Source organism: Bradyrhizobium sp. USDA3010 (genome assembly GCF_056429065.1).
Genome location: NZ_JBWJZD010000021.1, coordinates 70,087 through 94,484, shown reverse-complemented (window position 1 = coordinate 94,484; position 24,398 = coordinate 70,087). Strand labels below are relative to the sequence as shown.

24 protein-coding genes are annotated in these 24,398 nt (G+C 61.9%); 8 read left to right on the top strand and 16 right to left on the bottom strand.

The window, feature by feature from the left end; genetic code table 11:
* Window positions 1–18: 18 nt before the first annotated feature.
* Genes AC066Y_RS27525 through AC066Y_RS27515 form a run of 3 tightly spaced genes read right to left on the bottom strand, consistent with a single transcriptional unit; the run spans window position 19 to window position 1,966 of the window.
* Complete coding sequence (locus tag AC066Y_RS27525; RefSeq protein WP_478276609.1) at window positions 19–759, bottom strand: hypothetical protein; 741 nt, start codon at window positions 757–759, stop codon at window positions 19–21.
* Entirely contained in the window at window positions 756–1,187 is a 432-nt protein-coding gene (locus tag AC066Y_RS27520) for an acyl-CoA thioesterase (RefSeq protein ID WP_478276608.1), read from the bottom strand. The genes AC066Y_RS27525 and AC066Y_RS27520 overlap by 4 nt, the downstream gene beginning before the upstream one ends.
* On the bottom strand, window positions 1,187–1,966 hold the full coding sequence (locus AC066Y_RS27515; protein WP_478276607.1) for a fumarylacetoacetate hydrolase family protein: 780 nt from the start codon (window positions 1,964–1,966) through the stop codon (window positions 1,187–1,189). Before AC066Y_RS27515 ends, AC066Y_RS27520 begins: the two co-directional genes overlap by 1 nt.
* Between AC066Y_RS27515 and AC066Y_RS27510 the strand changes: the two genes are divergently transcribed.
* Window positions 1,955–2,158 (top strand): hypothetical protein, encoded by a 204-nt coding sequence (locus AC066Y_RS27510; protein ID WP_478276606.1) that lies wholly within the window; start codon window positions 1,955–1,957, stop codon window positions 2,156–2,158. The two genes, AC066Y_RS27515 and AC066Y_RS27510, sit on opposite strands and share 12 nt — an antisense overlap.
* Here AC066Y_RS27510 and AC066Y_RS27505 read toward each other — a convergent pair.
* Complete coding sequence (locus tag AC066Y_RS27505) at window positions 2,140–3,246, bottom strand: cupin domain-containing protein (protein ID WP_478276605.1); 1,107 nt, start codon at window positions 3,244–3,246, stop codon at window positions 2,140–2,142. The genes AC066Y_RS27510 and AC066Y_RS27505 overlap by 19 nt on opposite strands.
* A 359-nt stretch (window positions 3,247–3,605) precedes the next feature.
* On the opposite strand from AC066Y_RS27505, the gene AC066Y_RS27500 reads away from it, so the two are divergent.
* Genes AC066Y_RS27500 through AC066Y_RS27485 form a run of 4 tightly spaced genes read left to right on the top strand, consistent with a single transcriptional unit; the run spans window position 3,606 to window position 8,317 of the window.
* Window positions 3,606–5,765, top strand: a complete 2,160-nt coding sequence (locus tag AC066Y_RS27500) for a thiamine pyrophosphate-dependent enzyme (RefSeq protein WP_478276604.1) — start codon at window positions 3,606–3,608, stop codon at window positions 5,763–5,765.
* A gap of 10 nt (window positions 5,766–5,775) precedes the next feature.
* Window positions 5,776–7,341, top strand: a complete 1,566-nt coding sequence (locus tag AC066Y_RS27495) for an indolepyruvate oxidoreductase subunit beta family protein (protein WP_478276603.1) — start codon at window positions 5,776–5,778, stop codon at window positions 7,339–7,341.
* Window positions 7,338–7,835 (top strand): MarR family winged helix-turn-helix transcriptional regulator, encoded by a 498-nt coding sequence (locus tag AC066Y_RS27490; protein WP_478276602.1) that lies wholly within the window; start codon window positions 7,338–7,340, stop codon window positions 7,833–7,835. Before AC066Y_RS27495 ends, AC066Y_RS27490 begins: the two co-directional genes overlap by 4 nt.
* On the top strand, window positions 7,835–8,317 hold the full coding sequence (locus AC066Y_RS27485) for a MarR family winged helix-turn-helix transcriptional regulator (RefSeq protein ID WP_092125511.1): 483 nt from the start codon (window positions 7,835–7,837) through the stop codon (window positions 8,315–8,317). Before AC066Y_RS27490 ends, AC066Y_RS27485 begins: the two co-directional genes overlap by 1 nt.
* Window positions 8,318–8,328: 11 nt before the next feature.
* Here AC066Y_RS27485 and AC066Y_RS27480 read toward each other — a convergent pair whose 3' ends face one another.
* From AC066Y_RS27480 to AC066Y_RS27460, 5 genes are read right to left on the bottom strand one after another with little or no spacing between them, the layout of a single operon-like run.
* Window positions 8,329–9,057 (bottom strand): SDR family NAD(P)-dependent oxidoreductase, encoded by a 729-nt coding sequence (locus tag AC066Y_RS27480; protein ID WP_478276601.1) that lies wholly within the window; start codon window positions 9,055–9,057, stop codon window positions 8,329–8,331.
* 2 nt (window positions 9,058–9,059) lie between these two features.
* The gene (locus AC066Y_RS27475) at window positions 9,060–10,676 is read right to left on the bottom strand and encodes an ATP-dependent acyl-CoA ligase (protein WP_478276600.1); all 1,617 of its coding nucleotides are present in this window, start codon (window positions 10,674–10,676) and stop codon (window positions 9,060–9,062) included.
* Window positions 10,677–10,683: 7 nt separating this feature from the next.
* Entirely contained in the window at window positions 10,684–11,160 is a 477-nt protein-coding gene (locus AC066Y_RS27470; protein ID WP_478276599.1) for an aromatic-ring-hydroxylating dioxygenase subunit beta, read from the bottom strand.
* Window positions 11,157–12,497 carry an aromatic ring-hydroxylating dioxygenase subunit alpha gene (locus AC066Y_RS27465; RefSeq protein WP_478276598.1) on the bottom strand — a complete coding sequence of 447 codons (1,341 nt, stop codon included), beginning with the start codon at window positions 12,495–12,497 and terminating at the stop codon, window positions 11,157–11,159. Before AC066Y_RS27465 ends, AC066Y_RS27470 begins: the two co-directional genes overlap by 4 nt.
* 18 nt (window positions 12,498–12,515) lie before the next feature.
* The gene (locus AC066Y_RS27460) at window positions 12,516–13,466 is read right to left on the bottom strand and encodes a PDR/VanB family oxidoreductase (protein WP_478276597.1); all 951 of its coding nucleotides are present in this window, start codon (window positions 13,464–13,466) and stop codon (window positions 12,516–12,518) included.
* Window positions 13,467–14,045: 579 nt separating this feature from the next.
* On the opposite strand from AC066Y_RS27460, the gene AC066Y_RS27455 reads away from it, so the two are divergent.
* On the top strand, window positions 14,046–14,279 hold the full coding sequence (locus AC066Y_RS27455; RefSeq protein WP_092125505.1) for a hypothetical protein: 234 nt from the start codon (window positions 14,046–14,048) through the stop codon (window positions 14,277–14,279).
* A 157-nt stretch (window positions 14,280–14,436) separates the two neighbouring features.
* Here the strand turns inward: AC066Y_RS27455 and AC066Y_RS27450 are convergent, their stop codons facing one another.
* From AC066Y_RS27450 to AC066Y_RS27425, 6 genes are all read right to left on the bottom strand, one after another.
* Window positions 14,437–15,609, bottom strand: a complete 1,173-nt coding sequence (locus tag AC066Y_RS27450; RefSeq protein WP_478276596.1) for an acyl-CoA dehydrogenase family protein — start codon at window positions 15,607–15,609, stop codon at window positions 14,437–14,439.
* Window positions 15,610–15,693: 84 nt separating this feature from the next.
* Window positions 15,694–17,670: a non-ribosomal peptide synthetase gene (locus tag AC066Y_RS27445; protein WP_478276595.1), complete on the bottom strand. Its 1,977-nt coding sequence runs from the start codon at window positions 17,668–17,670 to the stop codon at window positions 15,694–15,696.
* 41 nt (window positions 17,671–17,711) lie between these two features.
* Complete coding sequence (locus AC066Y_RS27440; RefSeq protein WP_478276594.1) at window positions 17,712–18,713, bottom strand: thioesterase domain-containing protein; 1,002 nt, start codon at window positions 18,711–18,713, stop codon at window positions 17,712–17,714.
* Between the two features lie 140 nt (window positions 18,714–18,853).
* The gene (locus AC066Y_RS27435; RefSeq protein WP_478276593.1) at window positions 18,854–19,693 is read right to left on the bottom strand and encodes a 4'-phosphopantetheinyl transferase family protein; all 840 of its coding nucleotides are present in this window, start codon (window positions 19,691–19,693) and stop codon (window positions 18,854–18,856) included.
* A 485-nt stretch (window positions 19,694–20,178) separates the two neighbouring features.
* A complete protein-coding gene (locus tag AC066Y_RS27430; protein ID WP_478276592.1) occupies window positions 20,179–20,832 on the bottom strand; it encodes a LuxR C-terminal-related transcriptional regulator in 654 nt (217 codons plus the stop codon).
* Between the two features lie 186 nt (window positions 20,833–21,018).
* Window positions 21,019–21,261, bottom strand: a complete 243-nt coding sequence (locus tag AC066Y_RS27425; protein WP_478276591.1) for a hypothetical protein — start codon at window positions 21,259–21,261, stop codon at window positions 21,019–21,021.
* A 27-nt stretch (window positions 21,262–21,288) separates the two neighbouring features.
* On the opposite strand from AC066Y_RS27425, the gene AC066Y_RS27420 reads away from it, so the two are divergent.
* On the top strand, window positions 21,289–22,209 hold the full coding sequence (locus AC066Y_RS27420; RefSeq protein WP_478276590.1) for a LuxR C-terminal-related transcriptional regulator: 921 nt from the start codon (window positions 21,289–21,291) through the stop codon (window positions 22,207–22,209).
* A 296-nt stretch (window positions 22,210–22,505) separates the two neighbouring features.
* Entirely contained in the window at window positions 22,506–23,516 is a 1,011-nt protein-coding gene (gene galE / locus AC066Y_RS27415; protein WP_478276589.1) for a UDP-glucose 4-epimerase GalE, read from the top strand.
* 555 nt (window positions 23,517–24,071) lie between these two features.
* Here galE and AC066Y_RS27410 read toward each other — a convergent pair.
* A complete protein-coding gene (locus AC066Y_RS27410; RefSeq protein ID WP_478276588.1) occupies window positions 24,072–24,251 on the bottom strand; it encodes a hypothetical protein in 180 nt (59 codons plus the stop codon).
* Window positions 24,252–24,398 lie beyond the last annotated feature (147 nt).

The following is a 24,398-nucleotide window of genomic DNA, read 5'->3' as shown; positions in this document are numbered from 1 at the left end:
GTTCTCGCTACGATGCCATCATCGCGGCGTTCCGCCCTCGCCCATCTCGCTCATCTCCCTTGCCGGGACGATCCTCGTCAGCATCGGAAAATGCTTGTTGCCGCCCGCGAACGGCGGAAACCGGACGAAGTCCGCGCGCATGCGCTTGATCACGTCGGAGCTCAGCGCGCGCGCAAGGGCTTGCGGGCTGTCGAACATCAGCCTGTTGCGCTGCATGTACTCGACCCGCTGCGACGGCAGCCGGTCGACCCAATCGATCCGCGTATAAATCTCGATCTGGCGGACGTCAGGGAAGGTCCGCATGATCGACGGATGATGCTCCAGGTAATGCAAATTCCAGGCATTCATGTCGTCGGCCGGCCCGGGATAATGCACGAGGTAGCTGCACGGCGTAACCGTACCGTTCGCATGCGTGGCGGCATCGACCGGAAAGACGCGCGTCACCATCGCCTGATGCGTCACGTCCAATCCGGCAAGGCTCGACAGTCCGCGACCTGCCGCAAGACCTGCGAGCATGCCGCCGCGATCCATCGCCGCCTCGCACGCAAACAGGTTCGGAAAGCGCAGTTGGAGCGCAAATACCGGACCGGTCCCGTCAGCCGTGTAGGGATGATCGACCGATTGCTCCAGCGGCGTAAACAGCAGGCCTTCGGCCATCCCCGGAGTAGACCCCACCATGGCAGCCGCCGCCGCAAGATCGTCCCGGTGAATTCGCCGCTCGCCTTTCGGATCGGAGAACGTCATGAACAGCGAGATCATGATGCAGCCCTCTCCTCGCCGGCTTGCAGATGCGACATGAGAGCCGCACGAACGTCGTCAGGCCATGGGATCGCGTGGTGATCGACCAGCGACGTCGCGGCAAGGATCTGGCGCGCGCGCCAGCGCACGCCATCTGCGGCCGTCACGACGTGCGCCAGATGGAGCGAGGCGCGGCCGACCTTGACGACGCAGAGGCCAAACGTCAGGCGATCGCCGAACTTCGACGGCCGCGAAAAGTCGCAGGTCAGATGCACGGTCGGGGTCCCGATCCTGCGGACCGTGATCAACTCCGGCCAGGAAAATCCGATCACAGCCCAGAACTCCTCGACCACGCCGTTGAGGATGTTCAGGTAGGACGGGAAATAGGCGATCCCCGAGGGATCGCAGTCGCCGAACCTCAGCTCGCGATCGAACGAGAACGACGTCATCAGGCCGCAACAACGGGGTGCCGGATGACGCCGACGCCATCGACGCCGGCCTCGACCACGTCGCCGGGCCACAGCCATTCCTGCGGGCTCATGCCGGCGCCGACGCCTTCCGGCGTTCCGGTCGCGATGATGTCGCCCGGCTCGAGCGTCATGCCGGACGAGATGTCGGCGATCAGGGCCGGAATGTCGAAGATCATGTATTTGGTGTTGGAGTCCTGCTTCATGACGCCGTTCTTGGTCAGCCAAAGCCTGAGATCATGCGGATTTGGGATTTCATCCGCGGTCACGATGCAGGGGCCGAACGGCGCGTAGGTGTCCATGCCCTTGGAGAAGATCCACTGCCCGGCGCGGCGATTGTCCCGCGCGGAAATGTCGATCATCACTGAATAGCCGAACACGTGATCCATCGCCTTCTCGACCGGGATGCGGGTCGCGGTCTTGCCGATGATGACGGCGAGCTCGACCTCCCAGTCGAGCTGCCGGGTGATGCTGGCATTGTGCTGGATCGCCGCTCCCGGTCCGATCACGGCGGTCGGCGGCTTGGAGAACACCACCGGCTGCTTCGGCAGATCCTTGTCGGTGTCGAGGCTCTTGGCGGACTCCGCCACATGCGCGCGATAGTTCAGCCCGATGCCGAAGATGTTCTTGCGCGGGCGCGGGATCGGTGCCTGCAGCTTGACATCCTCGAGCGGAACGGCGGCGCCGACCGGCAGCGCCCCGTTGGCGCTGTCCAGGCATTCCCTCAGCGCCGGCAGCAGCGTAACGCCATGATCGATCAACGAGAGCATATCGCCCGGCCAGACAAGATCGCGGGACGCACCGAGGCGCTCGACATCGACAACCAAACCGTTGACGACAACCCCAAGTCGCGCACCGCTGGAGCCCAAGGTGTAGGTGACAAGACGCATGAGAGCTTGATCCGATTATTCGGGTTGAATGCTGCGGGGAAATATCAGGCCGCGACCGACTGATGGCCGGCATTGTCGCCATAGGCCTCTTCACGGTAGAGACCGAGCCCTTCGATGACGGGCAGGTCGTTGAAGCAGAACAGGCAGGCGTCCTCGCTCCCGGAGCCGTTGCCGTGCTCATGCCAGACCCAGGAGGGAACACAGAAAATGTCGCGCTCCTGCCACTCGAACCGCTTGCCGCCAATCACGGAATAGCCGTGTCCCTTGGCGACCTGATAGACGAAGCTTCCGGTGTGCCGGTGCGACCTGGTCGTCTCGCCCGGCCGCAGCAACTGCATGCTGGCGCCGATGGTCTGCATCACATGTCCGCCGGTGATCGGATTGACGTAGTTCATCAGGATGCCGTCATAGGGCGATCCGTCGGTCGCGGCGGCATATTTCCGCAACGACTCGTAAGTCGGCTCCCACTCATATTTGAACATGGGTGAATAACCATTCGACCATCGCGAGCCCGCCGGCCGAAGGCCCGGATTGCCCCAGGTCTTGGTCATGTCGTCGACGGGATAGCCCGACTCCTCCTGCTGGATCTTCGGGTGCACGACGAAGAAATTCGCCTCCAGCGCATTGACGAGCGGAATGTCGAGCCCATCCTGCCAGATGCAGACCGAGCCGTTGCCCTCGACGCCATGCTCGTGCCAGGTGCCGTTCGGTGTCAGCACGAAATCCCGCGCGCCGAGCGTCATCTTGTGGCCATCGACAATGGTGTAGGCGCCCGTCCCTTCCATGATGAAGCGCAGGGCGGAGGCCGAATGCGCATGGGCCGATGCAACTTCGCCCGGGTGCATCACCTGCAGGCCCGAATAGAGCCAACCGACAGCGGCCGACACGTCGCGGCGACCGGGATTGTTGAGATAGATCACCCGCCGTCCCGCCTTCTCCGGCGAAACCAGTTCCACCGAGCGCAGCACGTGCTCACGCAGATCGCTGTAGCGCCAGAGCACCGGGACGGACGCCGACTGCGGCTGCCACGGCTCGATCTTGTTGGCGACCGTCCACAGCGCGGCCGCTTCGAACTTCTCGAGGTCCTTGTAGTAGGCCTTGAGCTCCGGGGTATCCTCGACATTGGCCCGGCCGATGACGTTTTCACCCATCCTGTCCTCCAAGTCTTATCTCATGACGTCCAGTCGCAACGCCCACAACTGTCGTCCTGGCGAAAGCCAGGACCCATAACCACCGCGTTTGGTTGTGAAAGGGATCGCGGCCCTGGATCGCTCGACAATGACCATTCGGGGCAATGGGTCCTGGCTTTCGCCAGGACGACGGTGAGGAGAGTTCGCGATTCGTGACGTCGCGCTCGCGTCGAGATAGACAGGAGAAGCCTGGACGGCGGCGGCTCGAAAGCGCGGCAGCTTCAGCATTGGCCCTACCCTGTCGCCGGATCATGATCGGGGCGCAGCGTTGACTTACTTTACATGTAAACGTATGCTATAGCATATTTCTGGAGGGTGCAATGGCTGAACGGTCTTTTGCTCGCGAGGTCGAGGATCTCCGGCTCGGCAACGGCGACACCTTCCGCGGCGAAGGCATTCTCGCCATCACCAAGGCACTTCTGCAATCCGGTGTCGCCTATGTCGGCGGCTATCAGGGCTCGCCGATCTCGCACCTGATGGACGTGCTGGCCGACGCCAAGGACGTGCTCGACGACCTCGGCGTCGTCTTCCAGAGCTCCGCCAACGAAGCGGCAGCAGCGGCGATGCTGTCGGCCTCCGTGATGTATCCGCTGCGCGGCGCTGTCGCGTGGAAGTCGACGGTCGGCACCAATGTCGCCTCCGACGCGCTGGCCAATCTCGCCTCCGGCGGCGTTACCGGCGGCACGATGATCATCGTCGGCGAGGATTACGGCGAAGGCTCCTCGATCATGCAGGAGCGTACCCATGCCTTTGCGATGAAATCGCAGATCTGGCTGCTCGATCCGCGGCCCGACCATGAATGCATCGTCAACCTGATCGAGAAGGGCTTTGAGCTCTCGGAAGCCTCGAACACCCCTGTCATGCTGGAGGTGCGCGTCCGCGCCTGTCACATGCACGGAAGCTTTGCCTGCAAGGACAATGTCAGGCCGGCTCACACCATCAAGGACGCCCTGAACAATCCGAAGCGCGACGTCGGCCGCATCGTGCTGCCGCCGGCGGCCTACGAGCATGAGCAGGAGAAGATCAAGACGCGGATGCCCGCGGCCATCAACTTCGTCCGCGACCACAGCCTGAATGAATGGATGGGGCCGAAGCAGGGCAAGGTCGGCATCATCATGCAGGGCGGGATGTACAACAACGTCATCCGCGCGCTGCAATATCTCGGGCTGTCGGATGCCTACGGCAACACGCAGGTCCCGCTCTACGTCATGAACGTCACCTACCCCGTGATCGACACGGAGGTCGCCGAGTTCTGCCTCGACAAGGACGCCATCCTGATCGTCGAGGAAGGCCAGCCGGAATATCTGGAGCAGGCGATCAACACGGTGCTGCGCCGCAAGGATATCCAGGCGCGCATCCACGGCAAGGACGTGCTGCCGATGGGCGGCGACTATACCGCGCAGGTGCTGCTCGGCGGCGTCCGCGAATTCATCGAGAAGACCGAGCCGAGGCTGCTTGGCAATCGCCCGCCGGCGCCGGATGCGAGCCCCGTGCTCAATCACCCTGAGATCGAGAAGCTGAAGCACGTCGTGCCGGCGCGTCCGCCCGGGCTTTGCACCGGCTGTCCGGAGCGGCCGATCTTCGCCGCCATGAAGCTGGTCGAGAGCGAGCTCGGCCAGCACCACGTCTCCGCCGACATCGGCTGCCACCTGTTCTCGATCCTGCCGCCCTTCAACATCGGCGCGACGACCATGGGTTTTGGCCTTGGCCCGGCCTCGACCTCGGCCTTCAACGTCAAGGCCGACAAGCGCTCGATCGCCGTGATGGGCGACGGCGGCTTCTGGCACAACGGGCTGACCAGCGGCATCGGCAACGCCGTCTTCAACAAGCATGACGGCGTCTTCATCATCGTCGACAACTACTACACCTCGGCGACCGGCGGTCAGGACATCCTGTCGTCGCGCGCGACGAGCAAGCGGCGCAACACCAACAACTCGATCGTGCAGGCCGTAAAGGGCATCGGTGGGCAATGGGTCCGGCAGATCGACCGCACCTACGATGTCGGCCGGATGCGCGACACGCTGAAGGAAGCGCTGACGACCAAGGAGCAAGGCCCAAAGGTCATCGTCGCGTCCTCCGAATGCATGCTGAACAAGCAGCGCCGCGTGAAGCCGCAGATCAGCAAGGCGATCAAGGACGGCGTTCGCACCGTCAAGGAACGCTTCGGCGTCGACGAGGACGTCTGCACCGGCGACCACGCCTGCATCCGCCTCTCCGGCTGCCCGTCGCTCTCGGTCAAGCAGCTCGACGATCCCTTGCGCGACGATCCCGTTGCGGCCATCGACAATTCCTGCGTCGGATGCGGCAATTGCGGCGAGGTCGCGGACGCGGCCGTGCTGTGTCCCTCGTTCTATCGCGCAGACGTCATTCACAATCCGACCGGCTGGGACAAGTTCAAGTCGCGGGTCGCCATGGCCGTGATCGGCTGGCTGCAACGGCGGCGTGATCGCCGGCGTCCGGCGCTCGAGGCTTTGGCATGAGAACCTTGGCATGAGAGACGAAACGATCCAGCTGGCGCTTCCTGCCGCAGGTGACGCGACCGAGCGGCCGATCTCGATCGCGATCGTCGCGATGGGTGGCCAGGGCGGCGGCGTCCTGACCGACTGGATCGTCCAGCTCGCCGAGAACCATGGCTGGGTCGCGCAGTCGACATCGGTGCCCGGCGTCGCCCAGCGCACCGGCGCCACGATCTACTACATCGAGGCGATGCCGCCGCTCGATGGCCGCAAGCCGATCCTGTCGCTGATGCCGACGCCGGGCGACGTCGACGTGGTAATGGCGTCCGAATTCATGGAAGCCGGCCGCTCGATCCTGCGCGGCCTGGTGACGCCGGACCGCACCACGCTGATCGCGTCCAATCACCGGACGTTTGCGATCGGCGAGAAGATCGCGCCGGGCAACGGCATCGCCGACCAGGGCGCGGTGACCGGCGCCATCGGAATTGCCGCCAAGACCGAGATCATCTTCGACATGAACGCGCTGGCGATCGCCAACGGCAGCGTGATCTCGGCCGCGATGTTCGGCGCGCTCGCCGGCGCCGGCGTGCTGAGCTTCAACCGTGAGAGCTATCTCGACGTCATCCGCGCCGGCGACAAGGGCGCACAGGCCAGCGTCCGCGCGTTCGAGGCTGCGTTTGACCGGGTGCAGTCGAAATCTCCCGACCCGGCACCGCCGGCGCAATCGGAGGCGGCTGACAGCGCTCCCTCCCCGGCCACTCTGGATCTCCGTCTTGCCGGCCTCGCAGCCCGGCTGGCGCAGGAGCTACCCGCGGCGGTGCAGGCCATGGGCCGCGCCGGGCTGAAGAAGGTCGTCGATTTCCAGGACGTCGCCTATGGCGATGAATATCTCGACATCCTCGGCAAGCTCCACGCCGCCGATCGCAGCTGCGGCGGCGCCGGGCGAGGTTTTGCCTTCACCCAGGCCGCCGCAAAATATCTCGCCAACGCCATGGCCTATGATGACGTCATCCGCGTTGCCGACCTCAAGACCAGGTCCAGCCGGCGCACGCGGATCGAGGGCGAGCTCGAATTGTCCGAGGATCAGGTGCTCCAGACCACCGAGTTCATGCATCCCCGCATGGAAGAGGTCATGGGCATGCTCCCAGTGGGCGTTGGCCGCTGGCTCGGCGCCAGGCCGCGCCTGCTCGGCTGGCTCGACCGTCGCGTCAACAAGGGGCGCCGGGTGCGGACCTACTCTCTGCCCTGGTTCCTCGCGCTCTATGTCGTCGGCGGACTTCGCGGCATACGCCGCCGCTCGCTGCGTCACGCCATCGAGACCGCTCATCGGGACCAATGGCTCAAGGCCGCGACGGAGGCAGTGCGAGCCAACTATCAGTTGGGCGTCGAGGTCCTGCAATGCCGGCGCCTGGTCAAGGGCTATTCCGACACCCACAGCCGCGGCCTGTCGAAATTCGACAAGACGCTGGCCGCGATCAAGCTGGTCGCACCGCGCGACGATGCCGCCGACTGGGCGCGCCGGCTGCGGGAAGCCGCGCTGAAGGACAGCGAAGGCAAGGAGCTCGACGGCGTGATCCAGACCATCAAGAGTTTTGCATGATGCCGGCAGCACTCAAGGAGAGCACAGCCCCCGGATTCGGGCAGATTGAAACCAGGCTGTGGCTGCAACTGCTGTCTCTGCATGGCGAGCTGTTTGCGTCGCTGAATTCCATGCTGAGCTCGGAATTCGGCTTGTCGCTGGCAAAGTTCGACGTGCTGGCTCAGCTCGACCGTTACAGGGACGGAATGGCGCTCGGACAGTTGTCGCAGAACCTGAAAGTGTCGGGCGGCAACGTCTCGGGGCTGGTGCAGCGCCTGCTGGCTGACGACCTCATCAGCAAGGAGATGTCGAGCGAGGACCGCCGGTCGTTCATCGTGCGCTTGACGCCAAAGGGCGAAGCACTGTTCAGGAAGGCAGCCGACGTGCACAAGAGGCATCTCAGCGAACGGCTCCAAAATATTCCCGCCCAGGAGCTGGAGGCTGCACTGTCGGTGCTGCGGTCCCTCTCCTCGAAACTTGGCAGCGAGAGCAAGAAGCAGGGTCGCAAGACATAATGGCCAAAGACTCCAGGAGCAGATGGAAATCCGGTCCACCGCGGACGCGGGACCAGCTGCAAAGCTACATTCCCTATCTCTTCAACCGGCTCGCCAATCGCTGGAACCTGGATCAGAACCGCGATCTCAGCGAGCACAACATCAACAACGTCGTGTTCCGGACGTTATCGGTCCTGTTCATCTACAAGACCCTGACCGTCAACGAGATCGCCGTTCTGGCCGTCACCGAGCAGTCGACCGCAAGCCGCATGGTCGAGTCGATGGTGTCATCGGGCCTCGTCAAGCGCGAGATCGCGGAAGAAGACCAGCGCCGCCGCGTCGTCGGCTTGACGGCGGACGGTGAGGCCCTGCTGCGAAAGATCTGGCCGATCATGGAGAACAATTACGACCGGCTGACCGTCGGCATCGATCCCGACGAGATCGAGGTGTGCGCCCGCGTGCTCGCCAAGATGGTCGAGAACATCCGCCAGAATCAGATCTGATCCGCTTACGATCAAGGGCTGAGGCCGGCAAGGCTGGTGCCGCCGCAGACGTAGAGCACCTGTCCGGTCACGAAGTCCGAGCGCTCGTCGAGGAAGAAGCTGATCGCGTGCGCCACGTCCTCGCGCGTCCCGAGCCGCCCGACCGGAACGTTGCGCGCCATCCGCTCCTGCTGCTCGGAGTCCTTCGGGATGATGCCCCAGAAATTGTCGGTCAGGATCGGGCCTGGTGCGACCACGTTCACCGTGATCCCGCTCGACGCCAGCTCCAACGCCCATGTCCGCGCCATGCCGTGCACGCCGGCCTTGGTCGCGGAATAGGCCGAGCGCGTCGCTGCGCCCATGGCGGCGCGCGAGCTCACGAACACGATCCGCCCGAACTTTCGTGAACGCATCCCCTCCATCGCCGCCTGGGTCAGCAGCATCGGTGCGCCCAGGTGCAACTGCGCCAAGGTCAGGATGTCCTCCGGCTTCGCATCGGCCAACAGGTTCGGCAGGATGATTCCGGCATTGTGCACGAGGCAATCGACCGCATGATCCCGACAGATCTCCTGTGCAATGGCCCTGGTCTCGGCCAGGCTGGTCAGGTCCGCGCGATAGGCGGTGAGCAGATCGTGGGTCCAGTCCGGCTTCTCAAGCCCGACCGACACGACCCGCTGTCCTTCGTCGATAAGCTTTTTCGCCAGCGCCTCGCCGATGCCGGAATTGCCTCCGGTGATGAGTGTGGTGCGGGTCTGGCTCATGATCACTCCTGCCGCCGCTTGAGGTCGCGAACATCGAAGAACGCGCCGTCGCGCATCAGCTTCGCGACGAAATCCTTCAATCCGCCGCGCTGGATCTTCTCGGTCGCGGTCAGCGGGAGCTGATCGACGAACGAGATCCAGCCCGGTGCCTTGTAATAGGCCATTTGCTCCAGGCTCCAGCGCACGATGTCCTCGGCCAGCGCGCGGTCCGCTCCCGGCTGCTCGGCGATGATGACCGCCGCGACCTCGTCGCCGCGCACCTGATCGGGTGTCGCCGCCACCGCGGCCTGCCGGATCGCCGGATGGCGGTTGAGGACGGATTCGACCTCGACCGCGGCGATGTTCTCGCCGGAGCGGCGGATCACGTTCTTCTTGCGGTCGACGAAATGCAGATCGCCATCATGATCGCGCGACACGATATCGCCGGTATGGAGCCATCCGTCCTTCCAGGCCTCGGCGGTGGCTTCCGGGTTCTTCAGGTACTCGCGGAAGAAGCCGTAGCGGGGATCGTCCCCCGCCCGCCGCACCAACAGCTCACCCGGCGTTCCGACCGGCGCATCGTTGCCGCCCTCGTCGACGATCCGCACCTCGACTTCGGGCGCCGGACGACCGAAACAGCTTGTGCCGACTTTCCGTGGCTCGACATTGGCGGCGATCACGCCGCCGCTTCCCGTCTCGGTCATCGCCCAGGCCTCAAGGAGCGGAAAGCCGAAGCGCTGCTCGAACGGCGCGTGCAGCGGCTTGTCGACGCCGGCGCCGAAGCCGAACCGCACGCTGTGCGCGCGGTCTTCATCCGCCGGCGGCGCGCCCATCAGCATCGAGGGCATGACGCCGAGATAATGCAGGCAGGTCGCGCGGCTGTCGCGCACCGATTTCCACCAGCTCCGCGGATGGAAGCGATCGAGCATCGTCAGGCTGCCGCCGACCGACAGCATCGCCATCAGCGACACCGCCATCGCGTTCATGTGAAACAGCGGCAGCGGCGTGATCATGCGCTCGCCATCACCTCTGAGGTCGATCAATCCGCCGACATCGCGATACCAGTCTCCGGAATACAGGAAGTAGGTGTTGGTCAGCACGCAGCCCTTGGGCTGGCCCGTCGTCCCCGAGGTATAGAGCAGCGCGCATTCGCTCGAACCGTCACCGGCGTTCGCCGGCCGCGCGCCGCCGAATGGGGCTGGAACATCATCGCTGTCGGTCGCAACCGGAATCGGCCGGCCGGCCTGGCGCGCCGCCGTCTCGACCTCGCCGCGTCGTCTGGCGAGGACGAATGCGGCATTCATCTCGGAATGCGCGATGATGTATTCGAGCTCGCTGACCCGCAGATCCGGGTTGATCGGCACCACGGACACACCGAGCGCGTTCAACGCGAACCACAGCTCGACGAACACCGGCCTGCTCTGGAGCAGCAGCCCGACCCGATGGCCTTCACCGTAACCGCGGTCTGCAAATGCCGCGCGCCAGCGCTCCACGCGTTCGAGCATGGCGCGGTACGAGATCTCCCCGGCCGCGATGCCGTAGATCTCGGCCGTCTCGGGCAGCACGTTGAGAAACCCGGATTCCCCGCGGCGCAGGGCGGCCTCGCGGAAGCGGGCGTAGACGGTGGTCGCTGAGGTCAAGGCGCACTCACATAAAAAGCTGGATATTGCCGAACGGCGCGTCGAAATTCACGAGATCGATGCGCTTGAGCCTGATCTTGAGTTCATCGCCGACCGGAACCAGATCGTGCGACGCCCATCCCGAAAAGCGTTCCAGCGTGTCGCCGCGCGTCTCGGTGTAGAGAAAGGACGTCCGTGCCTTGAATGTGCCGGCCGCCGAGTCGCATGCGAGGATCTGCGGCGCCTGCAGCAGGTGATGGCAGCGGCTCTTCGGCTTCTGGCTGAAGGTGCGTTCGCCGGCCAGTCGCTCGATGCGCACTTTCATCAGCAACAGGTCTTCGTACATCAGCGACGGCTGCAGCACCGGATCCTGCTGCTGCCATTCCAGCGGCATCCAGTAGCGTCCTTCCGGATGGAACAGATCGAGCCACGCCTGCCATTGCATCGTGTCGAGGAGGTCTGCTTCCCGATAGATGAAATCGGTGATGGTCTTTTCGCTGATCATTCCCCGGCCTCGACCGGCTGGTCCATGTCCATGGTGATGAATTTGGCCCAGGCATGAAACTGGTTCCGCATCTGGCGCTCCGACGTGCCGTTGATGACGGCGGTGACGTCAGGCGCTTCGTTGCTCTCGTAGAGCCGGCGCAGATTGACCCATTGGTTGCCGTTCGACTTCAGCCCTTCCTGGGCCCGTTCATACATTTCGAGATCGTCGTGCCCGACGATCGAGGTCGGTGCGTTGATGAAGCGATTGTACATCAGCGCCCGCTCGTAGAGCTTGTCGGGTGCGCCGACCAGACGATAGACCCAGCTCTCCACCAGCGTCCGGTCCACCGCGATCGGGATGAAATTGCGCAGGATCTGCACTGCGCCCTTGACCATGATGTTCGGGAAATAGACGGTGTTGTGCCGGACCTCTCCGAGGATCTCGTGGGCCCGCTTCTCGCCATAGGCTGCGACCATCTGGCCGAGATAGCCCTCGACGTCCGAATAGTTCGAATGGATGGAATTGGCGACGCCGGTATGGCCATGACCGTTGGGCCAGATCCGGATGCCGCTCTGCTCGTAGAACTCGTACGGGCTCATGAACGGCCCATAGAGCTGAACCGCCATCGGCGTCTCCGTGGAATTGCCCTGTTCGCGTTGCCAGACCTTGATGGCGGTGCCCGCCGAGCTCTCATGCGCCACCATGGGATGGCAGGTGTCGGTCTGGTTCTCGACCAGCATCTTCCAATTGCAGGTGTGCATGTAGCGGATCGGCGTGGCCTCGACGGCCAGTCTCCCCTCCGGCGAACGGTCGACCATGTTGTCGATGGTCGAGAGGCTTTCGCCAAAATAGTCTTCGAAGCCGACGCCGCTTTCGCTCAGGCGCGCGAAAATGAAATCCCGGTAGACGACGACATTCTTGATCCGCGACAGCCCGTCGTTGGCCTGGGTGTCGGTAAAGCCGGTGCCCTCGTAGCCCTTCTTCAGCGGGATCGCGAGCAGCGAGCCGTCGGTCTTGAACGACCAGGCATGGTAGGGACAGCGGAAGAATTTTCCGGTATTGCCGCACGGCTCGGAGGCGATCTTGACGCCCTTGTGCGGACAGCGATTGTAGAACAGGTGGATCGAACCGTCGGTATGGCGGCTGGCCACCACCGGCTGCCGGCCGATATTGGCGGTGATGAAGTCGCCGGCCTTCGACAACTGGCTGGCATGCCCGACATAGATCCAACTGTTGGGAAACAGATGCTCCATCTCGAGATCGAAGACCTCGGGATCGACATAGACGTCGCGATGCACCTCGGCGTCGCGCACAAGCCCGCCGATCGCGCGGGGATTCTTTCCGTATTTCGCCATGGCGCCTCTTGCCTCCTCTCAGAGATCCAACACCAGCCGGTCCGACTTCGCACGCGACACGCAGATCTGCATGACCTTGTTGGACGCCTTCTCGTCGTCGCTGAGAATGACGTCACGATGATCGGGCACGCCGGCGATCACGCCGCACTGGCAGATGCCGCAATCGCCCCGCCGGCAATCATAGAGCACGTCGAGCCCCGCCGCTTCCAGCGCCTCGATGATGCTCTGATCGGTCGCGACCGTGATGACCTGCCCGGTCGACTTGAGCTCGACCTCGAACGGCTGGTTCGGGGAGCTGGCCGGCCCCGCATTGAACAGCTCGAAATGGATGCGGCCTGCCGGGATGCCCCTGGCGAGCGCCGCTGCCTTCACCGCGTCAATCATGCCGGCAGGCCCGCAGACGTAGACGTGGGCATCTGCGGGCGCCTCGCCAAGCGCTGCCGCGATATCGAGGCGGGACGCATCGCTGTCGTAATGAACCGTCAGGCCGTCCGAACAGATCGCCTGCAACTGCGGCAGGAACGCCAGCAGCCCCGGCATTCGTCCGGCATAGTGCAGGCGAAACCAGGTTCCCCGCGCCCTCAGCACCGCCGCCATGGACAGGATCGGCGTAACCCCGATGCCCCCGGCAAACAGCAACGCCGGCGCGGCGCCCTCATGAAGACCGAAATTGTTGACCGGCGCGGTCGCGCTGACGACGTCGCCGACCTGAAGGGCATGAATGAACTGCGAGCCGCCGGTCGACGTCTCCTCGCGCAGAACCCCCAGCGCAACAGCGCCTTCAGGCAGGTCCGGCAATGCCATCAGGGAGTACGGCCGGTCTCCTCCGCCCGGCAGCAACACGCGAATGTGCGCGCCCGCTTGCCACTCCGGCACGGCACCGCCCTCCACACCGAACACGACGCTGCGAATGACAGGCGTCTCCGCAACGATCGACTGCACTCTGAGCTTGAGCGGATGCGCGTCCATTCGAGCATCTCATATTATATGAATTTGCATATTTTTATACATGTAATAATTGCCTGTCAATCGCCGAGGCTGGCATCGTGCATCGCGTTTTCGCCAAGCGCATCGCCGGCAAGACACCTCGCAACATCGCGATCGACCTTGCGTGCCGGCGCCTCGCGGCTCGTCTTGGACGGCCATCGACCTTGTGGTTTGGAGAATGACGGAGCTGGACGCGCAAATCCGGGAGGGACGCCGCTTCTGCTTTTCCGACCAACAGGCGACGAAGGAATGCGGAAATTCATTGCCTTAGCAGGCCAACAGTCCGGGCCCTTCAGCCAGAACCGAGGCAGTGCTCGGACCATCCGCGCGGCAGTACGAAATGAAAGCCATCAGCGTGGAGGGCGAAGTCAGACATACCTCACATCATCCTACACCGGTCAGCCTGAAAACCTGATGCTCAGAAGAACTACTTAGAAAGACCCTAGGGACACTTTGAACGGAAGCCGTATTTTCCTCCCTTATCCGTGAACCCGGCCACCGACTCGCTTAGGTTGGCAGAGCCCTGTCTTCGCACCTGGACCCAATCTCGGAGGTCGCCACATGACGCAAAATCACGTCTGGTACGTCTCCTTCGTTGATGAACGCGACGCTCCACCCGAAAGGCATGCGCGAAGGACTACGACCTTCAAATCCGAGCAGGAGGCAAAGCAGTTCACCAGGACGCTGGCGCAGGACCGGCGTGTCAAGAGCCTTTCGGCCGGAACGATCAACCCGCACCAGCCAAAGCGCGTCGTCGGATCCAGAGAAATCGGCCAGTGGCTCGGCGACACTTAGTGCCGCCATGCCGCAGACGCCGCCTCGGATGCCAGGCCGCGTGATCGGCCAGACGCTTGTCGGATCTGAAGCCCAATTACGGTCAGTGCGAATGTTGCCGAGAATTTATCGCTTCAGCATCGAGAACGTCTAGATCTGTCACTCATCCGCATCAGGCTCACGACATTGACGCGACCACATCCAGCATTACCTCCGTCGCGCCGCCGGCAATGGAGAGGATGCGGGCGTCGCGCGCCATGCGCTCAATCGGGCTCTCCCGCATGACGCCCATGGCGCCGTGGAACTGCACGCACGCATACACCACCTCGTTGACGAGTTCGCCGCAGATGGCTTTCAACATCGATATCTCGCGCAGGCAATCATCGTCCGCCGCCATGCGCCAAGCGGTGGCATAGAGAAACGCGCGGCTTGCCTCCACCCTCGCAGTAAGCATCGCAAGACGCTGACGGATCGCCTGCATGTCCCAAAGGACGCCTCCGAATGCGCGGCGAGTTTTCACGTATGTGAGGGTCATGTCGATCGCCTCTTCGGCCATTCCGATAGCCATGGCGGCGAGGACAAGGCGCTCGTTCTGCAAGTTGCGCATGATGGAGTAGAAGCCTTGTCCCTCCGCGCCGAGCACGTTCTCGGCAGGAATGCGGCAACCGTCGAAGACGAGCTCGGCCGTATCGGAGGAGCGCCAGCCGAGCTTGTCCAGCTCGCGAGCGACGCTGAAGCCCGGCGTGCCCTTCTCGACGAGGAACATCGTGATCCCGTTGCTCCCTGCCGCGAGATCCGTCTTGGCCGCAACGCAGTAGAGATCCGCGCAGACGCCGTTAGTGATGTACAGTTTCGTACCATCGAGCACGTAGGAGTCGCCGTCTCGGCGCGCGCGCGTGCGGATGGCCTTCACGTCCGAGCCCGCGTCGGGCTCAGTGATGGCGATCGCAGTGATCAGCTCGCCGCTCACAATGCCCGGCATCCAGCGCGCCCGTTGGGATTTGGTCCCGTCGTGAAAGACATAACTGGAAGCCATCTCGGCATGGACCAGCATTGCATCCGCGGCGCCGCCATAGGTCGAGCGCCCGAGTTCCTCTGCGAAGACCGTCGATGCGACCGCGTCCATCTCGGCACCACCGTACTCGGCCGGATAGCGGATGCCGAAGAAGCCAAGTTCGCCCATGCGACGCAGGACCGGACGCGGAACGCCGCCCTCCTCTTCCCAGCGATCTGCACAGGGCTTGATTTCCTCCTCGACAAAGCGGCGGACCTGGTCCCGTAAGAGCTCATATTCCGCCGCCGCCCAAGGCAGCTCCGGTCCTTGCGCCGATACCCAAGCTTTGTCCATCATCTTCGTCCGCTCCGCTATGAGCCCAACGCTCGAGGTCCGGACCGTATCGGCGCCCTTGCAATCACTTGCGGCCCTTCCGATCGACTAGAGTTCGATTTCCTCTCGCGGTCCGCCCGAGAGTGAAGCAGCTCTGGAATCGGCCACCCAGCGCATCCCGTCGATCACTTCCGCCAGTTCGGCCACGGTCGGGCGCTCGAACAGGTTGCGGAGCTGCACGTCGACGCCGAAGATCTTTCGCATGCGCGCCACTGCTCTCACGACCAGGAGCGACTCCCCGCCCAGGTCGAAGAAGTTGTCGTATCGTCCGACCGACTTGACCTTGAGGAGATTGCACCACAGGGCAGCCAAGGTCTTCTCGGTCTCTGTTGACGGGGCGACGAACTCGTGCGCTGGCTGAATGCTATCCGCCGTCGGTTCGGGAAGCGAGGAGCGGTCGATCTTGCCGTTGGACGTGAGCGGCATCCGTTCGAGGCAGACATAGTGCGCCGGAATCATCGACTCCAGGAGTTCTTCGGCGAGGTGGGCGCGTAGCTCCGCCACGGTCAGAGGTTTCGAGGAGACATAGTAGGCTACAAGTCGCGTGATTGCGCCTTCCTCAGCATTTCCCACTGGAGTGGGAATGGCAACGACCGCGCATTCCTGAACGTGGGGGTGCTTGAGAAGCCGCGCTTCGATCTCACCCAGCTCGATACGCGTGCCACCAACCTTCACCTGATGATCCGCGCGGCCGAGAAATTCCAAGCGCCCTTCCGAGCTCCAGCGGGCAAGATCGCCGGTCTTGTACAGCCGCAGCCTCGAAAAGCCATCTCGAGGATCTGTCGCCGTGCGGAAACGCTCCTCGGTCAGGTCGGGGCGATTAAAATAACCTCTCGCGAGACCATCGCCTGCGATGAACATCTCGCCGATGACGTTGGGGCCGGTCGGCTGATATTCCTTGCTGAGGACGTAAATTCCCGCATTAGCGGCCGGAACGCCAATCGGCACCGATGCAGAGCGATCCTGCTCTACGTCAAACCGATGAATCATGCAGCCCACCGTGGCTTCGGTTGGTCCGTACTCGTTGTAGATCTCGACAGGATGAGGGATGGCTTTCGTGATGTCGCGAGCCAACTCGGTCTTGAAGTCCTCCCCGCCTACAATGAACTTGCGCAATCTCGTGGCCTCAAGATTGCGGTCGCGGATCATCGCGAGATGCGCCGGTGTCAGCTTCATGATATCGACGGCATTGTCGTCGACCACCTTGAGCACGACCATGTTCTTCACCCCCGGATCACCAAGATAGACCACGATCCGGCCGCCCGTGATGAGTGGCGCGAAGAGCGTTGTGACGGTCAGGTCGAAGGCAAGAGATGAGAAAAGTGGCCATGCCAATGGCTGACCGGAGCTGTACACCCGCGCGGCCCACCAGATGTAGTTCACGAGACTGCGATGCTCGATCTCGACGCCCTTGGGAGTGCCGGTCGAGCCTGAAGTGAAGATGATGTAGGCGACGCCGTTCGACTTGGCGGCGGACGGCCGGGCCGAAGCTGGCTGATCCAGAATCGAGCCGAAATCGGCATCGAGCACGAAAATGTCGGCAAGCTCCGGCGGGATGGCGGATTGCAGACGCGCCTGAGTGATCGCCACCGGGGTTTGCCCACCGGTCCCGTTGGAAATGTCTTTCAGGATTGTAGCAATGCGCCCTTTCGGCGTCGCGGCATCAAGCGGCACGTAGGTTGCGCCCGCCTTGAGGACGCCCAGGATCGCGACAACGACTTCGATGGAGTGTTCCATGAAGACAACGATGATCCGACCCGGCCCCACGCCCTGTGAGCCCAGATGCGCAGCCATCTGGTTGGAGCGTTCGTCGAGCTGCCGGTATGTCAGCATGCCATCGCCAAAGCGGATCGCTTCAGCATCAGGACTGAGCGTCACTTGATCATGAAAGAGATCGATGATTGTCCTGTCCGATGGGTAATGCGCCGACGTGGCGTTGTAATCGACGACGAGCGCCCGATGATCGGCATCTTGCAGCGGAGGAAGCGCCACGCTCCCCGCCACGATAGGCAGGACCTCATTCATGAAATGCGCTCCCATCCGGCAAGTTTGAAAATCGGATCACGTCAATCTCTGAGCTTCTGAGTTGCCCGGCGATAAAGCTCTGCGACGGCAGGTGCGTCAGGCTCTTCCAGCATGGAGACTTCGTCGCAGTCCTCGGGGCCGAAATAGAATTCGGCATCGGGCGCCACGAGCCGCCATCGATGAGGTGCTGCGCCCGATCGCAGCCAGGCCTTGTTCGGAAGGAATATGCACACGCGGCCTGAGTACGGGGTCGGAGTGTACCGCCGAAATGCCGCCATCGCCGTGGATTTGAGCAGAGCTCTGCTGGCTAGCACCGGATCGGTCGTGACAGGCTCCTTGCGAACGAGCGGCATGAAGGCGCGCTCGCGAAGGCGACTGCCGAAATATCGGAGACGAGCGCCAAATGTCGGCAACTTCGCCATCGATCTCCGGACCGATCGGATCGTCCCCCAGGCCGTGAAGTACAGCAGACGCAGCAATTCCTGATGGGTGGCGGGGTGAAGAGGACCAAAGAGAGCGACGCACGGAACTGCCGCTCCGCGTTTTGTGAGGATTTTGGCCAGTTCGAAGGCTGTGGGACCGCCGGAGCAGTATCCGGCAATGATGTACGGACCGACCGGCTGATACTGAACGATCTGGCCAGCGAAGTACTCGGCGATATCCTCGACGCGGTCCATCGGCTCGCTCTGTCCGTCGAAGCCAGGCGGTTGAAGTGCATAGAACGGTTGATCGCCGCCCAGGTGCTTCGACAGGTGCGAGAATGAGAACGGTGCTCCGACATGCCCCGGGACAGCGTAAATGGGCGTGCGCGTTCCGCGCGACTGCAGGGGAATGATTGCAGGCTGCTGTGTGGCCGCGGCGGTGGCCATGTTCAGAAAGGCGATGATCTCACCCTTTCGCCCCTGCAATTGATCGCGAAGCTCGGCCGTCATCGCGCCGGCCGGTGCGCTGCACCGGAGCCGATCGCCCTCGACCCAGACCTTGATGTCCTTGACCGCGAGGTCTGCGAGCAGTTCTGAAAACTGCGTCACCTGCGCTTGCATAGGCTATACCCGTATTCTCGACTGCGACCGCGAGGTATCTCGAACAAGCGCGGCTTGGAATGAACTTGCGTGCCTTTCCAACAAGTGAGCTCCCCGGTAGTGAATGATTACATCGCGGAAGCTTCAGTCCGGACGACCATTCATTTCCGAACAACCACGCTCCCGAGATACCCCGTTTTAGGTACGAAACTTCGGACAACCCAATCCTGTTCATCCCAAGAGCTGGGGTATCCCAGGCCGCATCCCAGGCCCTTGGAAATGGCCTCCAGCCGGGTCCAACGCCGGAAGAAGCCTTCCAGCTGGTCGTCCGGACCGAGGGCGGCATAAGACTCGTAGTCGGAGGCGGAAAAGCACAGCGCGGCGATCTCGTCCGCTTCGGGCACGGGGAGAACAGCCTCGATGTCCACTCCGACCTCTTGCCCGGTCGAGAGGGCGACGACTGCCAGATCTCCGGATCGAGAGACGCTGAAGTGCAAATTGCGAGAAGGCATGCGGTGCGAGAGCCGGGGTTTACCCAGCTGTCCGTATTCCAGTTCGACATCGGACGGCGAGACTCCTAGCCTGGAAGCGAGGATCTGGCGCAGCTGTCCACGGGAAACAATAAAGCGGCGGCGGTCCCGCTCCGACTTCAACCCTTCAGCGCGCCTACGCTCCGCCTCGCTGAGGAAGGCGCCTATCCCGCGCACGATATCCTGCCTCACATCGAGCATGCATGCGAGAACCTCCAAGCCATCACCCTCGAGAACCGGCACGATGATCCCGGCCCTCAGCTCAACTCCTTTATCTAGGAGGCACGAAAAGGACGCTGCTGGCTCGACAAGAGTCTGACTGACGTCGAATTCGGCGGGCTGCAACAATCGAGGCCCCGAGCGGGCCAAGGCAACATGAAAGATCCGGCTCAAAGCCGACGCGCCACGACCATCGGCCCCGCCCGCGCCGGAAAGTCGGGTAAGGTCGAGCTCAAGCCAGTCGAGTGTCATACGTGGATTCCGATCGCAGGAGCGCTCGTGCGCACCGGAGCATTCTTTCTGGAGCGGCAGCTCCCGTTCACGCGGATTTCTTCGATTGAACAATCACGTAGGTGCAAAAACAAGGAGCCCTGATGGATATTTAGATGTATGGATGGGCTACATCAAAAGACCTAGGCCCCTGACGTTCGTACGCTTGGCTTCCTGCCCTAACTGTCGCGCCGACGGAGTCCGCGCGCTGTCTCGATGAACGTCTGTCTTAGGCTGGTCACTGCGGAAAGACTCTCTCGATCCCGACGTGGCCCATTTGGGGCATGCCCTGGGACAAAGCGTGCCCGCGACGGAGCAGTTCCGACGCGATGGACGTTGAATAGCGCCATCGACAGTCAAGCGCGGACTCATGCGGCGAAACGGTGCTTCCCGTCACCGCTCATCCAATACCCTGCGCACCCGAGCGCCAGGTCGGTTGATATCGTCCTAGGTCCAAAGCTTGCGTGCTAATCGGAAGGCAAGCCGCTTTGCCCTGCGTATGAGACCGCGAGCGTAGCAAGAGCTGTCCTGTTGCCGATCTCGAGCTTGCGAAAGATGTGGTGAAGATGAACCTTGATGGTGCCGTCAGTTACCTTCAAACGACGGCCAATCTCCTTGTTTGACAATCCCTCCGATACCAGACGCATGATCTGACGCTCCCGGTCCGTCAGCACGGCAAGATGCTTCTCCAAAATCGCGGACTGCCCGGAAGAGATCGCGACCTCGCTCGAGGGCGCAGGCAGCATCCTGTGGCCGTCCGCGACTTGCCGCAATGTCTGGAGAAGAGTTTCGGGCTCCTCGTCATTCAGGATAACACCAAAGGCGCCCACTTCCGCCAACATGGTGAGGTCGCGATCCTCAACGGAGGTTGCGAGGAACACGAGCCGAACAGCAGGAGTCCGGTAATTTGCGATATCGAGCAATGCCTGCCCAAAAATGTCAGGCATCGATATGTCCAAAATGGCGATATCGGGCACGAGCGCGCGAATTGCATTCAAACAACTCGCGCTATCGCTGCATCGAGCAGCAACCCTGAAATCACGTTCTGCTTCCAGCAGACAGTTCAGACCCAGTAAAACAACGGGAAATCTGCTAGCAATGACCACACGACTGAAATCCATTTTCGGCCAATCCTCGGTCCCCCCAGTTCAAATCGGCACCCCAATATCCTCCCAAGCTACTTCAATTTGAGGCATTCAAGTCAAATTTTCTCATCGCGGCTAGGCCGAATTCCGGCAGTTTTACAATCTTAAATAGCATTATAGTATCGACCCCGCCCTCAGCGAGCGTTGTTTGACAAATCTCCGTCAAAACACGGGCGTGATATTACGGGCGACATCCCAAGGAATGTCTATAACCAACGGTATATAGGGATATTGGGGATTAGCATCTAATATTAGTAAATCTTTTGACGCATGCTTAGGGCTTTTTTCGCCCCAAATTCCTGCCCAAGCGACCGGAATTTGAAGAAGCAATTTCAATGCGTCGCTGTTTTGGCTTGGCAAGCCATCCAAGAAACGAGTCGGGTTAAACCGATGAGCCTGTTGCATATTTTTTGTAGCGTCCAGGAGAGTTCCATGAGACGACAATATTCTTTTTCTATTGTGCTTGGTGGTGAAAGCAGTCTTCGGAAAGAAGGTCTCGCCAGAATTCTAAACTCCGAAAATTTTCAAGTCTTTCCTTCAATTTCCGATGCAGACGATTTGTCTGGCAAGGTCAATGTCGGGAGCGTTTCAGTGTGTCCGCCACTGTTCCTGGTCGTTCACAGTGGCGACGATTTCGGCCCTACGATCGAGCAGATCGAGTGTTTCAAGCGCCGTCACGCGGATGGACGCATTGCTGTCGTCGCAGATCACTATCGACTGAGCGAGTTGACTGCTGCGATCCGAGCCGGCGTCACCGGCTATTTCATCGACGTGATGAACTGCGATGCGTTCATCAAATCCATCGAGCTCGTCATGATGGGCGGAACGGTATTTCCGACCGACTTCTTGACGTCCGCTCTTGATGCCGAAAAGCGTGACGCGGACGGTGTCCCTCCACGCCTCGATTATAGCCATGCCACGGCGAACGCGGATGGTAGGCTCGCACAGCAGCTGTCGCCGCGAGAAATCTCCATTCTCCAGTGTCTGATCGAAGGCGATTCCAACAAGTGCATCGCACGCAAGATCGATATCGCCGAAGCTACGGTGAAGGTTCACATCAAGGCGATCCTCCGCAAGATTCGTGTTCAGAACAGAACACAGGCGGCGATCTGGGGGCTCAACCATCGACCTACAGCTCGGCCATCAAGCGGGACGGTGTACCCGGCCGCTGACGCAACCGAGCGCCTCCTCCCACCGAAGCGGGAACTTCCCAAAATCGCGAGGACAGGCCGGCCCGCGCCGCTCGGTTCAAGTGACCATGCGGTGAACTTCTTCGAAGTGCCTCTTACGAACGGCCACGCCCGCAAGGATATTGGTTCGAAGGCCGACGGGGCGATCCGACTGCGGAAATAGCCGAAACTGGTTCGGCCGCCCACCGGGAAGCTTTCGGCCGGATATCTCGAGCTGAAGTCCGTGCCACATCGTTGGATGCGGCACTCATCGATGTGGCGATCGGCACCATTGGTGCCGGCCGCCTTGGTGTCAGCGCAAACGCTTGACGCGGGCGTTGCCAGGACAACTGCAAATACAACTGCAACTCCCCGGTAATCGTGCGTGTGTCGTCTTGATTTCGGTCTGTCACCGCGGGCTGGAGTCGTAGTCGCGATCTCAGATTTCGCGGGCAGACGCGGAATGGAAATGGAATCAGAATGATCCTGCTGACCGGAGGTGCCGGCTATATCGGGTCCCATATCGCGGTCGCCCTACTCGACTCCGGGCTGGATGTCGTTGCGGTCGACAATCTCTGCAACAGCAATCGCACATCGCTCGAACGGGTACAGGCCATCTGCGGGCGGTCGCTCGTATTCCGGCAGATCGATATCTGCGATGAGGACGCGGTTTACGAGATCCTGCGCACCCATGGCGTGACAGCGGTCATTCACCTCGCCGGGCTCAAGGCGGTCGGTGAGTCCGGCACTCAACCCATGACGTATTACCAAAACAACGTCGTGGGGACGATGCGGCTCGTGTCGGCGATGTCGCGTGCCGATGTGAAAACGCTGGTCTTCAGTTCGTCCGCGACGGTTTACGGCACGCCCGCATACCTGCCGCTGGACGAGAAACATCCCGTAGGACCAATAAATCCGTATGGCCGCACAAAGTATTTTGTCGAAGAGATCCTAAGGGATCTCTATCGGTCCGACAGCGATTGGCGGATCGCCATCCTGCGCTACTTCAATCCCGTTGGCGCGCACGAAAGCGGGCTTATCGGAGAAGACCCGCTCGGCGTGCCCAACAATTTGTTGCCGCTTGTGGCGCAAGTAGCCATCGGACGACGTGAGAAGCTGCAGGTTTGGGGAGATGACTACGATACTCCGGATGGCACCGGCATCCGCGACTTCATTCATGTCGTCGATCTTGCATCCGGACATCTGAGCGCCTTGAGCGAGCTGGGACACCCCGGCATTCTGACCGTCAATCTCGGAACGGGAAGCGGCAGCAGCGTCCTGGAGGTGATCAAGACGTTCGAGACCGTGAGTGGCCGGCCAGTTCCGTATGTGATTGACCAACGCAGGAGCGGCGATGTCGCCACCTGTTACGCGGATCCGACGCTCGCTAAAAATCTGCTGGGCTGGACCTCAAGGCGATCGCTGACACAGATGTGTACAGATCATTGGCGCTGGCAGATGCAGAACCCGAATGGCTATCGCGGCAGCTAGATGGCAGGAGCCTCCGGGACCCGAATAGTCGTCACCACGTCCAGTCATCACCGAGTCGCATTCCGCGGGGTCGTCGGCTGCTTCAGAGACGGCCGATCAACCTCCCATGTGCCGTCATCGTCCGTCCTGTCCCTCGATGCCGACCACCGCGGTGTGGTCACTTGCCCTCGCCGGCAATGGTTCGCTGTATGCAGCCCTGCAAGCAGCGCCGATCCGCCGCCAGCCATGATCCGAGCAGCGGCTCGGCCGGATGGTCGGACTGCCCCAACCTCCTCCAAGGGCGCGGTACGGTGGCCCGGCAGGCCGGCCGTGTCGCCTCCAGGCCGGGGATGTCTGTCCAGTGATAAAACGAGCCCGTGACCGCCGTAGGCGCGGCCATGCCGTTCTCAGGTTGAGCCATAACCTGCCTCGTGATTTAGGCCAGACCTGTCGAGACGCTGGTCCCAGCCCTGATCCGCGCCTCAACCTACGATGACGTGTAAGCTCTCCGCATAGGCGAAATCAGTCCGGCGTGCCTGGCGCAGCAGACCATGCGCGCGTCGAGGCCAAAATGCCTCATTTTGAATTGCGGCGTGTTTCGATGAGTTCGCAAACGACGCTGCACGACCACGCTGCGCCGGTGAAGCGATTGATGATTATTGCAGTGCTGAGGCCTGAACTCGACACCGAATAGACGCCGCCGCTCAGAAGCCCCGCGATTACGATCGCGAGTGCGATGATAGCCAGCCGATCCACAGTCCTCTCCAGGGATGCTCCAGGTCAGCAGCGAGGTTTGACTGCTTTCGGGAAGTTTTGCTGACCTAATATGCGGTACTCATTTTGGTAATCGAATATCCGCACTGAGGGACGCCGAACAACGAGGCTGGACGGCTGGGAAACGCG

Bases quoted from the DNA above. Each gene is read 5' to 3' on its own strand.
- AC066Y_RS27435 (WP_478276593.1), bottom strand. From the start codon at position 19,693: ATGACACTCGACTGGCTTGAGCTCGACCTTACCCGACTTTCCGGCGCG.
- AC066Y_RS27470 (WP_478276599.1), bottom strand. From the start codon at position 11,160: ATGATCAGCGAAAAGACCATCACCGATTTCATCTATCGGGAAGCAGAC.
- AC066Y_RS27505 (WP_478276605.1), bottom strand. From the start codon at position 3,246: ATGGGTGAAAACGTCATCGGCCGGGCCAATGTCGAGGATACCCCGGAG.
- AC066Y_RS27430 (WP_478276592.1), bottom strand. From the start codon at position 20,832: ATGGATTTCAGTCGTGTGGTCATTGCTAGCAGATTTCCCGTTGTTTTA.
- AC066Y_RS27525 (WP_478276609.1), bottom strand. From the start codon at position 759: ATGATCTCGCTGTTCATGACGTTCTCCGATCCGAAAGGCGAGCGGCGA.
- AC066Y_RS27440 (WP_478276594.1), bottom strand. From the start codon at position 18,713: ATGCAAGCGCAGGTGACGCAGTTTTCAGAACTGCTCGCAGACCTCGCG.
- AC066Y_RS27455 (WP_092125505.1), top strand. From the start codon at position 14,046: ATGACGCAAAATCACGTCTGGTACGTCTCCTTCGTTGATGAACGCGAC.
- AC066Y_RS27450 (WP_478276596.1), bottom strand. From the start codon at position 15,609: ATGATGGACAAAGCTTGGGTATCGGCGCAAGGACCGGAGCTGCCTTGG.
- AC066Y_RS27480 (WP_478276601.1), bottom strand. From the start codon at position 9,057: ATGAGCCAGACCCGCACCACACTCATCACCGGAGGCAATTCCGGCATC.
- AC066Y_RS27420 (WP_478276590.1), top strand. From the start codon at position 21,289: ATGAGACGACAATATTCTTTTTCTATTGTGCTTGGTGGTGAAAGCAGT.
- AC066Y_RS27445 (WP_478276595.1), bottom strand. From the start codon at position 17,670: ATGAATGAGGTCCTGCCTATCGTGGCGGGGAGCGTGGCGCTTCCTCCG.
- AC066Y_RS27460 (WP_478276597.1), bottom strand. From the start codon at position 13,466: ATGGACGCGCATCCGCTCAAGCTCAGAGTGCAGTCGATCGTTGCGGAG.
- AC066Y_RS27490 (WP_478276602.1), top strand. From the start codon at position 7,338: ATGATGCCGGCAGCACTCAAGGAGAGCACAGCCCCCGGATTCGGGCAG.
- AC066Y_RS27485 (WP_092125511.1), top strand. From the start codon at position 7,835: ATGGCCAAAGACTCCAGGAGCAGATGGAAATCCGGTCCACCGCGGACG.
- AC066Y_RS27465 (WP_478276598.1), bottom strand. From the start codon at position 12,497: ATGGCGAAATACGGAAAGAATCCCCGCGCGATCGGCGGGCTTGTGCGC.
- AC066Y_RS27520 (WP_478276608.1), bottom strand. From the start codon at position 1,187: ATGACGTCGTTCTCGTTCGATCGCGAGCTGAGGTTCGGCGACTGCGAT.
- AC066Y_RS27425 (WP_478276591.1), bottom strand. From the start codon at position 21,261: ATGCAACAGGCTCATCGGTTTAACCCGACTCGTTTCTTGGATGGCTTG.
- galE (WP_478276589.1), top strand. From the start codon at position 22,506: ATGATCCTGCTGACCGGAGGTGCCGGCTATATCGGGTCCCATATCGCG.
- AC066Y_RS27500 (WP_478276604.1), top strand. From the start codon at position 3,606: ATGGCTGAACGGTCTTTTGCTCGCGAGGTCGAGGATCTCCGGCTCGGC.
- AC066Y_RS27495 (WP_478276603.1), top strand. From the start codon at position 5,776: ATGAGAGACGAAACGATCCAGCTGGCGCTTCCTGCCGCAGGTGACGCG.
- AC066Y_RS27510 (WP_478276606.1), top strand. From the start codon at position 1,955: ATGATCGATCAACGAGAGCATATCGCCCGGCCAGACAAGATCGCGGGA.